Here is a 13,668-nt window from a genome sequence, read left to right as displayed (position 1 = left end):
ACCGACGAGTCACCTGCGCCGCGACGAGGCAGCGCCCGCCCGACGAGCGGCCCGACGGCCGCCCGAGCACCCGACCAGGAGGGGTCCCTTTCGTGCGCATCGCGTTGTCGTCGTACCGCTCCAAGCCGCACTCCGGGGGCCAGGGCATCTACGTCCGCAACCTCTCGCGTGAGCTCGTCCGACTCGGCCACGAGGTCGACGTGTTCTCGGGCCAGCCCTACCCCGAGCTCGACGAGGGCGTGGGCCTGACCAAGATCCCGAGCCTGGACCTCTACCGCCCCGAGGACCCGTTCCGCCGTCCAAGCCCGCGCGAGTTCCGTGACGGCATCGACGTGCTGGAGTTCCTCACGATGTGCACGAGCGGCTTCCCCGAGCCGCGCACGTTCTCGATGCGGCTGGCGCGGCACCTGCGCGACCAGCTCAGCGCGTACGACATCCTCCACGACAACCAGACGCTCGGCCCGGGCGTGCTGCAGCTCGCCCGCCGCGGCATGCCGGTGCTGACGACGATCCATCACCCGATCAGCCAGGACCGTCGCCTCGAGCTCGAGGCCGCCCACGGATGGGACCGCATCACCAAGCGTCGCTGGTACGGCTTCGTGTCGATGCAGCGGCGCGTGGCCCTGCGCTGCGAGCACCTGCTGACCGTGTCCGAGCAGTCGGCGCACGACATCGTCACCGACTTCGGCGTACGCCGTGAGCGGCTCGACGTCGTACCCGTCGGTGTGGACGTGGACACGTTCACACCGCGCCCGTACGCCGACCGCGTGCCCGGCCGTCTGGTCGCCATCGTCTCCGCCGACGTGCCGCTCAAGGGGCTGTCGGTGCTGGTCGCGGCGCTCACGAAGGTCGAGCGCTCGGCCTGGAGCGAGCTGGTCGTGGTCGGCAACCCGGGCGACAAGACCCTCAAGGCGATCGCCGACGCCGGTCTCACCGATCGCGTGCGGTTCGAGCAGGGCCTGTCGACACCCGATCTCGCCGACCTGATGGCGTCGGCCCAGGTGCACGTCGTGCCGTCGCTGTACGAAGGCTTCTCGCTGCCGACGGTCGAGGCCATGGCGTGCGGCACCGCCCTGGTCGCCTCGCGGGTCGGCGCCCTGCCCGAGCTGCTCGCCGGCTCCGGCGACGAGGCGCCCGGCCTGCTGGTCGCGCCCGGCGACCCCGACGCTCTGGCCGCCGCGCTCACCGACCTGCTCACGCATCCCGACCGTTGTGCACGGATGGGTGAGATCGGCCGCCACCGGGCGGTCTCGACGTACTCCTGGGCCTCGGTGGCCCGGGCCACCGCCGCGGTCTACGAGAAGATCGTCGACCAGCACCGTCAGAAGGACTCCGCATGATCACCGTCGACTTCGAGAAGTTCCCCCTCGCCCCCGGCATGCGCCTGCTCGACGTGGGCTGCGGCCAGGGCCGGCACTCGTTCGAGGCGCTGCGGCGCGGGTGCGACGTGACGGCGTTCGACGCCAACGAGTCCGACCTGGCCGACGTCAAGACGATGTTCGGCGCCATGGAGCTCGAGGGCGAGATCGGTCCGGGTGGGCGGGCCGACGTGCTGCACGGTGACGCCCGCGAGATGCCGTTCGAGGACAACACGTTCGACCGGGTGATCGCCGCCGAGATCCTCGAGCACATCCACGAGGACGAGCAGGTCATGGCCGAGATCTTCCGGGTCACCAAGCCCGGCGGGCTCGTCGCCGTCAGCGTGCCGCGCAACTGGCCCGAGCAGATCTGCTGGAAGCTCTCCGGCGAATATCACGAGGTCGAGGGCGGCCACATCCGCATCTACAAGGCGTCCGAGCTGGTCGAGCGCCTGCAGCGAGCAGGCCTGGAGCTGCTCGACACCCACCATGCGCACGCCCTGCACGCGCCCTACTGGTGGATCAAGTGCGCATCCGGTGTCGACAACGACAACATCGCGACGAAGGCGTACCACAAGCTGCTCGTCTGGGACCTGATGAAGGCGCCGCGCGCGACCCGCTGGACCGAGGCGGCGCTCAACCCGGTGCTCGGCAAGAGCGTGGTCGTCTACCTCCGCAAGCCGCTCGGCGACGCGTCGGAGGCCGCGTGACGTTCGCTCCGGCGCTCGCGCTCGAGGGAGTTCTGTCGGCGCAGCAGCTCGCGGACACAGGGAAGTTCATCCTCTCCCAACAGCTGGCGGACGGTTCGATCCCGTGGTGGCGCGGCGGCAAGCTCGACCCCTGGGACCACGTCGAGGCGGCGATGGGGCTGTCCGCCCTCGGCCACCACGACGAGGCGCTCGCGGCGTACGAGTGGTCGGCCCGCACGCAGGCCGACGACGGCTCGTGGCCGATGGAGCAGACCGACGGCGTCGTCACCGAGGCGGCGTCCGACACCAACCAGTGCGCCTACATCGCGACCGGCGTGTGGCACCACCACCTGGTCACCGGCTCCACCGACGTGCTGCTCAGGTACTGGCCCACCGTCGAGCGGGCCATCGACTTCGTCGTACGCCAGCAGCGGCCGGGCGGTGAGCTCGCCTGGGCGGTCGACCCGCAGCGCAAGGCCGACGACTTCGCCCTGCGTACGGGCTCGGCCAGCGCACTCCACTCGATCACCTGCGCGATCGAGATCGCTGGTGTCCTGGGCGAGTCCAAGCCCGGGTGGCAGCGAGCGGCCAAGCGGCTGCGGGACTGCCTGGTCGAGAGCCCGCGGTCGTTCGCCGACCGCGATCGCTACTCCATGGACTGGTACTACCCGGTGCTCGGCGGCGCCCTGCGCGGCTGCGAGGCGCGCGACCTCATCGAGCAGCGGTGGGACGAGTTCGTGTGGCCCGGCTTCGGCGTGCGGTGCGTCAACGACCACCCGTGGGTGACGGCCGCCGAGTCGTGCGAGCTGGTCATGTCTCTCGATGCGATCGGCGAAACCGCTTCTGCCACCAAGGTTCTCAGCGACATCCAGTGCATGCGCGACGAGACCACCGGCGGCTACTGGACCGGCTACGTCGTCGCTGACGAGGCGATCTGGCCGGAGGAGCAGACCACCTGGACCGCGTCGGCCGTCGTCCTCGCCGTCGATGCCGTGACCGGGACGACCGGCGGGTCGGGGATCTTCCGCGACTACGCCCTGGCCGAGGAGCAGGATGCCGATGGCGCTGCCAGCTGACGTGAAGGTCGCGGTCGCGGCGACCAAGGGGTTCATGCCCGACGACGAGGGCGCCGCTCTGTACGACGTCGCCCGGTCGACGCTGCCCGGCACCTGGCTGGAGATCGGCACCTACTGCGGCAAGTCGACGATTCTGCTCGGCAGCGCCGCGCGCGAGGTCGGCGCCCAGGTCGTCACCGTCGACCACCACCACGGCTCCGAGGAGAACCAGCCCGGCTGGGAGTGGCACGACACCTCGATGGTCGACGCCCGCACCGACCGGCTCGACACGCTGCCGACGTTCCGGCAGACCCTCGACGACCACGTGAGCGACACGGTCTCGGCTGTGATCGCGACGACCGCTCAGGTCGCGCAGTGGTGGTGTACGCCGGTGCAGCTGCTCTTCCTCGACGGCAACCACACCGAGGAGACCGCCCAGCACGACTACCGCGCGTTCGCGCCACACGTCGTGCCGGGCGGCGTACTGCTGGTGCACGACGTGTTCCCCGACCCGGCCGACGGCGGCCAGGCGCCCTGGCACGTCGTGCAGGCAGCGCTGGACTCCGGCCGGTTCACCGAGGAGGCCGTGCACGGCAGCCTCCGCGTCCTGCGCGCCCGCTGACTCACCCCACCTCTTCACGAAACGACCCGCTCTTTGCGAGACGACCCGCAGATCGGCGGGTCGTCTCGCAAAGAGCGGGTCGTTTCGCGGTGCGGAGAGCGGTCAGACGGGCAGGCGCATCGCGACGCCCTTCTCGACGATCTCGAACCCGAGGTCCTCGTTGATCGCCACCATGTAGGCGTTGTTGTCGGCGTTGCTGGTCCGCACCAGCGTGCGACCCGGGAAGTCCGCCTGCAGCCGGCGTAGGTTGGCGATCTTGACCGCCATGCCGAGTCGATGGCCCCGGTGATCGCGGTGCACGAACGTCCCCCACTGCCACACCTGCGTCGACGGCGCGGGCGGCACGACGAGGTCGGAGTGGGCGGCGACGACGCCGGTCGAGCGCTCGATCGCGAGCGCTATCAACCGAGTTCGACCCTGCTTGCGCTGCAGCTCCCAGTAGTCGCGGACGCGCTCGGGCGTCTGCGCCTCCGGCTCGAACTCGACCACGCCGGTCGGCGCGTCGACGCCGAGCAGGTTGTAGAGGTCGACCAGGCCCTGGACGTACTCGTCGGGGACGCCGCCGGAGAACACGCGCACGTCGTACGCCGCGTCGGCCGCCTCCGCAGCCGTGTCGCCGTGCCGCGCGAGCACCTCATCGAGAACGGGCAGCGGCATGTGGCGGACGTTCTCGACCCAGCCCGGCTCGAACCCGCGAGCGACCGCGAACCGGTGATACGGATGTGCCTCGATGGCCGAGCCGGGCACGTGGAACTCGGTCAGCAGCGTGGTCCGCTGCTCCTCACGCGTCCGCGCCGCGAGCCGTTCGATCAGGGCAGTCCCGTGACCGCGACCGCGGAAGTCGGGGTGCACGTGCAGGTCGGTCCACACCATCCAGGTGTTGTCCTCGTCGGGCAGCCAGGTGAGGGCCGCCCCGACGACGCGCCCCTCGTCGTACGCACCCCACAGCTCGAAGCGCTCGGCAGGGTCCTTGAAGCGCACGTCCTCGACCCACTCGTCGTAGGGGTGCGGCTCGTACCACGGGCGGTCCACGGCGGCGGAGCGCTCGGTGGCCTCGTGCGCCTGGCGCAGCGCTGTCTCGTCGGCCAGGTCGATCTGCTGGATCATGCTCATGACGCTGACACGGCAGCGTGATCCCGGCCACTGGTTTTCGCGGGGCCGGGCGGGCTCGCATCAACGGCCGACCGGCCCAGTAGGTTGGCCCGGTGACGATTCGCGTAGCCCTGGAGCACAGGACCACCTACCGGTTCGCCCACCCGGTGAAGGTCTACCCGCACACGGTGCGGCTGCGACCTGCGCCGCACTCCCGTACGCCGATCGACGCGTACTCCCTCGACGTCAAGCCCGCGAACCACTTCATCAACTGGCAGCAGGACGCGTTCGGCAACTACCTCGCGCGGCTGGTGTTCCCCGAGCCGGTGAGCGAGCTCGACATCACGGTCGGCGTCGTGGCCGACATGACGGTCATCAACCCGTTCGACTTCTTCGTCGAGGAGTACGCCGAGACCTACCCCTTCACCTACCCCGACGGGCTGCGGGCCGAGCTCGACCCCTATCTCAAGCCCGTCGACGACGGCGGACCGCTCACGCAGCGGTGGCTCGCCGAGAACCAGCCGGCCGACGGGCGGCGCATCGTCGACTACCTGGTGGCGCTCAATCACGCCGTCAACCGCGACATCGCCTACACCGTCCGGCTCGAGACGGGCGTGCAGGACCCCGACGAGACGTTGGAGAAGCGCCTCGGCTCGTGCCGTGACAGCGCCTGGCTGCTCGTGTCGGTGCTGCGCAAGCTCGGCCTGGCCGCCCGCTTCGTGTCGGGCTACCTCGTGCAGCTGACCTCCGACCAGAAGTCGACCAACGGCAAGGACGGCCCCGCCGAGGACTTCACCGACCTGCACGCCTGGGCCGAGGTGTTCATCCCCGGTGCCGGCTGGATCGGCATGGACGCCACGTCGGGCCTGTTCGCGGGCGAGGGGCACATCCCGCTCTCGGCCACTCCGCACCCGTCGTCGGCCGCACCCATCAGCGGCGCGACCGGCGTGGTCGACGTCGACTTCTCCTTCTCCAACACGGTGACCCGCATCCACGAGGACGCTCGCGTCACCAAGCCCTACTCCGAGCAGCAGTGGGCGCAGGCCGACGCGCTCGGCTCGTACGTCGACCGGTTGCTCGACGAGGGTGACGTCCGGCTGACGATGGGCGGCGAGCCGACCTTCGTCTCGGCCGGTGACACCTCGTCCGCACAGTGGGAGTCAGCGGCCGACGGCGACGAGAAGCGTTCTCTTGCAACGGATCTCGCGGCCCGACTCAAGGATCGGTGGGCTCCCGACGGTCTCGTCCACCGCGGCCAGGGCAAGTGGTACCCCGGAGAACCCCTGCCGCGCTGGCAGATCCAGCTGACGTGGCGCAACGACGGCGAGCCGCTCTGGTCCCGCCCCGAGCTGTTCGACGACCCCTGGGGTGATCCGCGCGAGATCGACCCGCAGGTCACCCGCGACCTCGCCATCGGCGTCGCGACCAGGCTGGGCGTGCCCGCCGAGCTGGCCCTGCCGGCGTACGAAGACACCATGAACGACGTCTGGAACGAAGCCCGCAAACCGCGCGGCGACCAGCGTCCGGAGGTCGACGTCGAGCCGGGCGGTGACGCAGCCGCGCTGGTGGATTCCGTTGACTCCCAGGCCAGTACGCCGCGTGGCTGGGTCGTGCCGATCTTCCGCGACCCTGAGGGTGAGGGCTGGGCGACGGCGCAGTGGCGCACGCGTCGCAAGCACCTGTTCCTCACCCCGGGCACGTCGCCGATGGGCCTGCGGCTGCCGCTGAGCTCGATCGCCTGGACGGAGGCGCCGTTCGAGCCGGAGGCGCCGGCGTTCGGTGACCGCGGCGACCTCGCCACCGCCGACGAAGCGCTCGCCGACGTCGAGCCGGCCGCCGTGCGCGACATCGAGGAGTCTCCGCGCACGGCACTGTGCGTCGAGGAGCGCGACGGTCACGTGTTCGTGTTCCTGCCGCCGCTCAGCCACCTCGACCACGCCCTGCAGGTGGTCGCTGCCGTCGAGGCGACCGTCGAAAAGCTCGGTGTACCAGTCGTTCTCGAGGGTTATCCGTTGCCCGGCGACCCGCGTACGAAGTCCCTGTCCGTCACGCCCGACCCCGGAGTCATCGAGGTCAACGTGCAGCCGACCGGCTCGTGGGGCGACCTGAGCGAGCTGACGACGACCTTGTTCGAGGACGCTCGCGCGACCGGCCTCGCCACCGAGAAGTTCGACGTCGACGGCACCCACACCGGCACGGGCGGCGGCAACCACATCACGCTCGGCGGCACCTCGCCCCAGGACTCGCCGCTGCTGCGACGGCCCGACGTGCTGCGCAGCCTGCTGACGTACTGGCAGCACCACCCGGCGCTCTCCTACGTGTTCTCAGGGCGATTCATCGGCCCGACGTCCCAGTCGCCGCGCTTCGACGAGGGCCGTGCCGAGACGTTGTACGAGATGGAGATCGCGTTCGACGAGCTGGAGCGCGTCATCGGTCAGTCCGACGAGCGCATCGCCGCTGATGTCGCTGCTGACAAGGACCGCGACGAGAAGTGGGCCGACCGGCGTACGCGCCAGCAGACCTCACAGCTGTGGCTCACCGACCGGCTGCTGCGCCACCTGCTCACCGACATCACGGGCAACACGCACCGGTCGGAGTTCTGCATCGACAAGCTCTACAGCCCCGACTCCGAGCGAGGACGCCTGGGACTGCTGGAGCTTCGTGGTTTCGAGATGCCGCCGCACCCGCAGATGTCGCTCGTGCAGGCCCTGCTCGTGCGGGCGCTCGTCGCGAAGTTCTGGCACGAGCCGTACGCCGGCCCGCTGGTCCGGTGGGGCACTCGCCTGCACGACCGGTTCCTGCTGCCCGGGTTCGCCGCGGCTGACCTGCGCGAGGTCGTCACCGACCTCAACCGCTTTCTCGCGTCGACGGATTCTAGCGCACCTCAGTTCGACGAGGCGTGGTTCGAGCCGTTCCTGGAGTTCCGGTTCCCGCGGCTCGGGGAGACCGACGTCGCCGGCGTACACCTCGAGCTGCGTCAGGGCGTCGAGCCGTGGCACGTGCTGGGCGAAGAGGTCGGCCGCTCCGGCACGGCCCGGTACGTCGACTCGTCGGTCGAGCGGGTGCAGGTCGCGGCGTCCGGGCTGGTCGAGGGACGGCACGTGATCACGTGCAACGGCGTTCCCGTGCCCCTCGTCCCCGCGCCCGGATCCGGTTGGGGCACAGGCACATCCGAGACCGGGGCGTTCATCGGGGGAGTGCGCTTCAGGGCGTGGGCGCCGCCGTCGGCGCTGCACCCGACGATCGGCATCCACGCGCCGCTCACGTTCGACCTGGTCGACACCTGGAACGGGCGTTCGCTCGGCGGGTTCACCTATCACGTGGTGCATCCGGGTGGCCGGGCGTACGAGGACTACCCCGTCAACGCGGCCGCCGCCGAGACGCGGCGGGCGTCACGCTTCGAGGCGATCGGTCACTCCAGCGGCCCGGTCGACATGGGCACCTGGCCGACGATGGCCGGCGGCCCCGCCCATGAGTACCCGACCACCCTCGACCTGCGCCGCTTCAGCCCCGGCCACCGCTGACTCGATCTCACGCCTGGGCCAGCCGCCCTCTCCGTCGGTTGAGCCGGGCGGAGCGCTAGCGGAGCCCGTGTCGAAACCACGTGACCGTGGGGAGGCGTGTCCCTGTGCGTCACCGGGTTTCGACACGAGCTCGCCCTGGGGGCTCGCCCGGCTCAACCAGCGGGGGTGGGTTCGACCTACTCGACCAGCGGGGTGGGTTCGACCTACTCGACCAGCGGGGGTGGGCTGGCCCGGCTCGACCAGCGGGGTGGGCTCAGCTCGCGCGGCAGATCTGGCCGAGGACCTCGTGGTCGGGTACGCACAGCCGCATTTCGCGGGTCCAGTCGGCCGGACCGTGGCTGTCGGCGGTGTTGTCGGCGTAGACCTCGACCTGCCCATCGCCCAGCACCCGAAAGTACGTCACGATCGGGTCGCCCTCGGTGGTCGGTCGCGTGACCCTCAGCTCGGCAGTGGCCTTCGCTGCTCGCGCGCGTCGCATGCACGACAGCGGACCGTCGGGGAGTCCTGGATAGGGGCCCTGCTCGAACACGACCGAGCCGCAGTCGGCGTACCTCTCCCGCTGGTCGAACTGCCGCGCAACGGGATCCGCGGCCCGGTCGTACGCCTGGAGAGGCGTCGGCGGGTTCGCCGAGGACGTCGACGGAGCACCGCCGCTCGCCGTCGAGCACCCCGCCAGCAGCATGATCAGAACGCCCGTCGCCGCCACCCGTCTCCCCATGGTCGAACGATAGGAGCCGGGCGACGGCAGGACCAGCACGACAAGGTCACGGTGACCACCCGCAGACGACGCTCGTACGCGCAGACGACGCTGACATGTCAGCGTCGTCTGCCAGTTCGAGCGTCGTTCGGCGAGAAGGGGGCGTCAGCAGGTGGCGAGCAGGTTGTTCAGCGCGGTGACCTCGGCCTGCTGGGCGGTCAGACCCCACTGGTACTTCGAGGCGATCCACATCTTGGCGTAGGTGCAGCGGTACGCCGTGCGCGTCGGCACCCAGGTCGAGGGGTCCTGGTCGCTCTTGGAGCGGTTGGACGAGGCGCTCACAGCGATCAGCTGCGAGTGGTCGAGGTCGTTGGCGAACGCCTGCCGTTTGGACGTGGTCCACGACTTCGCGCCCGAGCGCCACGCCTCGGCCAGCGGCACGACGTGGTCGATGTCGAAGCTGCCGGGGTCGGTGGTGGTGACACCGTCGTACTCGGAGTACCAGGAGCCCTTGGTGGGATAGCAGTCCGAACCGGTCGTGACGTTGGTGCCGTCACGCTTGAGCACCATCTCGCGGGTGTTGCAGGTGCCCTCGATCGTGATCCAGTGAGGGAACTTGTCGCGGCTGTAGCCGTCGGAGGAGCCCTCGGTCTTGACGGTGATCGCGGAGAGGTACGAGCGTGCCGTCGTCGTCGAGGGGATGCCGGGCGGCGTGGCGCTCGCGTGCGCGGGGAAGCAGACGGCCAGGAGGAGCACGGCGAGGATGGCGCCGAGTGCGTTGCGTGTCCGAGTCATGAGACAACGCTCCTGCGCAACGGTCATGCCGCTGGCCAACTCCCGCTGACACCTTGGCCAAGGGCGGACCAAGCGTTGGTCAACGCCCGTACGTCCCCGCCGCACCCGAGACGACCCGCACCCTGCGAGACGACCCGCCGATCCGCGGGTCGTCTCGCAGAGGGCGGGTCGTGTGGTGGGGAGTGATCCGGGCCACTTCCGCGTGGGGGTTCGGGCGCTGTGGGTGGGACCGCCTACGCTCGACCCGATGTCAGCCCAGGTCGATGAGCAGGGCGGGGGCGCGCTCGACGCCTACCGCGAGCTGCTGCACAGCCAGGCGGTTCGCGACGGCGAGCCCGCCGGTCCGGTCGTCGACGAGCTGATCGGGCCCGACGGCGTACGCCCCGACCACGAGGCCCTCGCCGACACGATCACCGGCATGGGTACGACGGGTCTGCTCACCCGGGCGGCGCGCGCTCGCCGCTTCGTGCACAGCGACGGCGTCACCTACGGCACGACCGGCGAGGGCGGTCAGGCGCGCAACTGGCACCTCGACCCGCTGCCCGTCGTCATCGGCGCCCAGGAGTGGGCCGACCTCGAGCACGGCCTCGCCCAGCGGGCGCACCTGCTCGACCTGGTCCTGAGCGACCTCTACGGCGAGCGCACGCTGCTGCACCGCAGGGTCGTGCCGGCCGAGGTCGTGCTCGGCCACCCCGGGTTCATCCGGCAGGCCGACCACGTGCGACTGCCCACCGCCCACCAGCTGTTCATGGCGGCCACCGATCTCGCGCGCGGCGCCGACGGGTCGTGGGAGGTCATCGCCGACCGCACCCAGGCGCCGTCCGGGGCCGGCTACGCCATGGCCAACCGGCGCATCATCACCCGCACGATGCCGGCCCTGCACCGCGGCACCGACCTGGCCCGGCTGCGCAGCTTCTTCCACACGATGCGCGCCGCGCTGCAGGACGTCGCCCCCGAGACGAGCGAGGCGCCGCGCGTCGTCGTCCTCAGTCCCGGCTCGGGCAGCGAGACCGCGTTCGACCAGGCGTTCATGGCGACGCTGCTCGGCTTCCCGCTGGTCGAGGCCGACGACCTGACGATGCGCGACGGCCGTGTGTGGGTCCGTACGACGGGCCGCCTCGAGCCGGTCGACGTCATCCTGCGTCGGGTCGACGCGCTGTGGTCGGACCCACTCGAGCTGCGTGCCGACTCCCAGCTCGGCGTCCCGGGTCTGGTCGAGGCGACCCGCCGCGGCACGATCGCGGTCGTCAACCCGGTCGGCGCGGGCGTACTCGAAAATCCTGGGCTGCAGCACTTCCTCGGCGACGTCGCCCGCGAGGTGCTCGGTGAGGACCTCGTCCTGCCCGGCCCGCCCTCGTGGTGGTGCGGTGACGACGCCCAGCGCTCGCACGTGCTGGCTCACCTCGACGAGCTGGTCGTCAAGCCCATCTCGCGCGGCATCGACAGCGACAGCGAGTTCGGCTGGCAGCTCAGCAGATCCGAGCTCGACGACCTCAAATCCCGCATCGAGGCACAGCCGTGGGCGTGGTGCGCCCAAGAGGTCGTGCCCGCGTCGTCCGCACCGGTGGTCACCCAGGGCGGGCTCGAGCCCCGGCGTCTGGTGCTGCGCTCGTTCGCGGTGGCGCACGGCAGCGACTACGTGTTCCTGCCCGGCGGGCTCGCGCGCGTCGCGTCCGAGGCCGGCCAGCACGTCGTCGCGGGCAGCTCGGGCGCACTCGCCAAGGACGTCTGGGTGCTGGCCGCTCCCGATGCTGCCGACGCGGGCGCGCCCACCCGCAGCGAACGCCTGTCGCCGGTGTCCAGCGCCGCCGCAGCACCGACCGCCGGCCTCGCACCGCGCGTCGCCGAGGACCTGTTCTGGCTCGGCCGCTACGCCGAGCGCGCCGAGGGCACGGCCCGCGTGCTCAAGGTCGCCGACGACCTCACCGAGGACTACGTCGGCCGCCCGGGCTCGCTCGGCGCCGTCGCCATGAGCGCGATCCTCGACGCGGTCGACGCGGTCACCACCGTGCCGCGTGACACCGACGCCGACAGCGCTCACCTCGACCGGCTGCGCGCCCTGGTGACCGACCGGCGTACGACGGGCACGGTCGGCTTCGCCGTCGACCGGCTGGTGCAGGCGGCCCAGCAGGTACGCGACCAGCTGTCGCTCGACACCTGGCCCGTGCTCAACCGGCTCGAGGAGACGCTGGCCGCCGAGGAGACCGAGGAGTCCCAGCTGCAGGCGTTGCTGGAGCAGCTCATCGAGTCGTTGCTCGCGCTCGCGGGCGTCGTCGCGCAGAGCATGATCCGAGACCGCACCTGGGCCTACCTCGACGCGGGCAGCCGCATCGAACGCTCTCAGCTGACCGTCGCCCTGCTCGCCTCGACGCTCGCCGTCGACCGCTCGCCCGTCATCGAGGGACAGGTCACCGAGGCCGTGCTCGTGGCCGGCGAGAGCGTCATCACCCATCGCCGCCGCTCCGCAGCGGGGCTCGGTCCGGCGTCGCCCGTGCACTCAGCGCTCGACCTGCTCCTGCGCGACGGCGACAACCCGCGTTCGGTCGTCTACCAGCTCGACCGCCTGGCCGTCGACCTCGAGCTCATCGGCGACGAGGACCGGGCCCGCACGGCGGTCGAGCTGCGGTCCCGCCTCGTCGGCACCTCGCTGCACGAGCTCGCCGGCCACGACCGGGCACCGCTCGCCGCGCTGCTCACCGAGCTCGACACCGACCTGCGTGATCTCGCCGATGCCATCGGCCGCCACCACTTCGTCCGCAAGGCGACCCAGCGCACGCACCTCACCGAGTGGACACTGGCTCGCCTGCACCAGACCGTCCTCGACGACGAGTCCCCATGGATCGCAAGGGGTTTCGACGCCAACTCGGCCGGTTCGACGAGCGGCGGCGCCTCGACGTACTCCCAGGGAGCCTGATGGCCAGCCAGACCGACGCGGACTTCGAGCCGCGCCGATACCGGGTGAAGCACCAGACGACCTACCGCTACGAGGACGACGTCACCGGGTGCTACGAGCGGGGCTGCCTGCGTCCGCGCGACACCCCGAGCCAGCACGTCGTGTCCAACGACATCGAGGTCTCGCCCGAGCCCGACGTGCTCGCCGACCACGTCGACCACTTCGGCAACCACAGCCACTACGTCGAGGTGCGCACCCCGCACACCGAGCTGTCGGTCACCAAGACCTCGGTCGTCGACGTCGCCTGGCCGAAGGCCGACCAGGCCGAGCTCGACCAGCACACGGTGGCGGAGGTCGTCGAGCTGCTCCGCTCGGACGCCGACCCGGTCGAGCGCACCTCCTACCTCCTGCCGTCGGCCCTGGTCGACCTCGGCCCGCAGGTGCGCGCGTACGCCGAGGGCATCCTCGCGCCGGACCGCCCGTTCGGCGAGGCGGTCGTCGCGCTGACGCGCACGATCTACGCCGACTTCACCTACGCCAAGGGCGCCACGTCGGTGAAGACGACCCTGCCCGAGCTGCTCGACAAGCGTGAGGGTGTCTGCCAGGACTTCGCTCACCTCGCTGCTGGCTGCCTGCGCTCGATCGGCCTGCCCGGGCGTTATGTCAGCGGCTACATCGAGACCCAGCCGCCGCCCGGCAAGCCCAAGCTCGAGGGCTCCGACGCCTCGCACGCCTGGACGTCGGTGATGGCGCCGGGCGGTCAGTGGATCGACCTCGACCCGACCAACGACCACCTCGCCGACTCCCGCTACATCGTCACTGCGTGGGGCCGCGACTTCCGTGACGTGTCACCGCTGAAGGGCGTCATCTTCACCGAGTCGCCGTCGTCCAAGCTCGACGTCGGCGTCACGGTCACCCGCCTCGACCCGACAGACTGACGCCC

General features: G+C 70.9%; 10 protein-coding genes. 7 read left to right on the top strand and 3 right to left on the bottom strand.

All coding sequences use genetic code 11. The features are described from left to right. Nucleotides 1-92 precede the first annotated feature (92 nt). From VV01_RS17735 to VV01_RS17720, 4 genes are read left to right on the top strand one after another with little or no spacing between them, the layout of a single operon-like run. Entirely contained in the window at nt 93-1,340 is a 1,248-nt protein-coding gene (locus VV01_RS17735; RefSeq protein WP_050671052.1) for a glycosyltransferase family 4 protein, read from the top strand. Further along, a complete protein-coding gene (locus VV01_RS17730; protein ID WP_050671051.1) occupies nt 1,337-2,068 on the top strand; it encodes a class I SAM-dependent methyltransferase in 732 nt (243 codons plus the stop codon). Before VV01_RS17735 ends, VV01_RS17730 begins: the two co-directional genes overlap by 4 nt. Then, complete coding sequence (locus VV01_RS17725; protein ID WP_050671050.1) at nt 2,065-3,123, top strand: prenyltransferase/squalene oxidase repeat-containing protein; 1,059 nt, start codon at nt 2,065-2,067, stop codon at nt 3,121-3,123. The genes VV01_RS17730 and VV01_RS17725 overlap by 4 nt, the downstream gene beginning before the upstream one ends. Beyond that, nucleotides 3,107-3,724 carry a class I SAM-dependent methyltransferase gene (locus VV01_RS17720; protein ID WP_050672009.1) on the top strand — a complete coding sequence of 206 codons (618 nt, stop codon included), beginning with the start codon at nt 3,107-3,109 and terminating at the stop codon, nt 3,722-3,724. The genes VV01_RS17725 and VV01_RS17720 overlap by 17 nt, the downstream gene beginning before the upstream one ends. A 102-nt stretch (nt 3,725-3,826) precedes the next feature. Here VV01_RS17720 and VV01_RS17715 read toward each other — a convergent pair whose 3' ends face one another. Further along, complete coding sequence (locus VV01_RS17715) at nt 3,827-4,831, bottom strand: GNAT family N-acetyltransferase (RefSeq protein WP_050671049.1); 1,005 nt, start codon at nt 4,829-4,831, stop codon at nt 3,827-3,829. A gap of 98 nt (nt 4,832-4,929) precedes the next feature. Between VV01_RS17715 and VV01_RS17710 the strand changes: the two genes are divergently transcribed. Beyond that, the gene (locus VV01_RS17710; RefSeq protein WP_050671048.1) at nt 4,930-8,340 is read left to right on the top strand and encodes a transglutaminase family protein; all 3,411 of its coding nucleotides are present in this window, start codon (nt 4,930-4,932) and stop codon (nt 8,338-8,340) included. 253 nt (nt 8,341-8,593) lie between these two features. On the opposite strand, the gene VV01_RS17705 is transcribed toward VV01_RS17710, so the two are convergent. Together VV01_RS17705 and VV01_RS17700 are read right to left on the bottom strand one after the other, a co-directional pair. Further along, nucleotides 8,594-9,058 (bottom strand): hypothetical protein, encoded by a 465-nt coding sequence (locus tag VV01_RS17705; protein WP_157508909.1) that lies wholly within the window; start codon nt 9,056-9,058, stop codon nt 8,594-8,596. Nucleotides 9,059-9,202: 144 nt separating this feature from the next. Further along, nucleotides 9,203-9,832 carry an HNH endonuclease family protein gene (locus VV01_RS17700; protein ID WP_082221073.1) on the bottom strand — a complete coding sequence of 210 codons (630 nt, stop codon included), beginning with the start codon at nt 9,830-9,832 and terminating at the stop codon, nt 9,203-9,205. Nucleotides 9,833-10,079: 247 nt separating this feature from the next. On the opposite strand from VV01_RS17700, the gene VV01_RS17695 reads away from it, so the two are divergent. After that, nucleotides 10,080-12,746, top strand: coding sequence for a circularly permuted type 2 ATP-grasp protein (locus VV01_RS17695; RefSeq protein WP_050671045.1), 2,667 nt, complete (start codon nt 10,080-10,082; stop codon nt 12,744-12,746). Beyond that, nucleotides 12,746-13,663 (top strand): transglutaminase family protein, encoded by a 918-nt coding sequence (locus tag VV01_RS17690; protein WP_050671044.1) that lies wholly within the window; start codon nt 12,746-12,748, stop codon nt 13,661-13,663. Before VV01_RS17695 ends, VV01_RS17690 begins: the two co-directional genes overlap by 1 nt. Nucleotides 13,664-13,668: the final 5 nt, after the last annotated feature.

It is taken from the genome of Luteipulveratus halotolerans, assembly GCF_001247745.1.
GTDB lineage: Bacteria > Actinomycetota > Actinomycetes > Actinomycetales > Dermatophilaceae > Luteipulveratus > Luteipulveratus halotolerans.
Note: the sequence above shows the minus strand (reverse complement) of the source record. Positions and strands in the feature narration are given on the sequence as shown.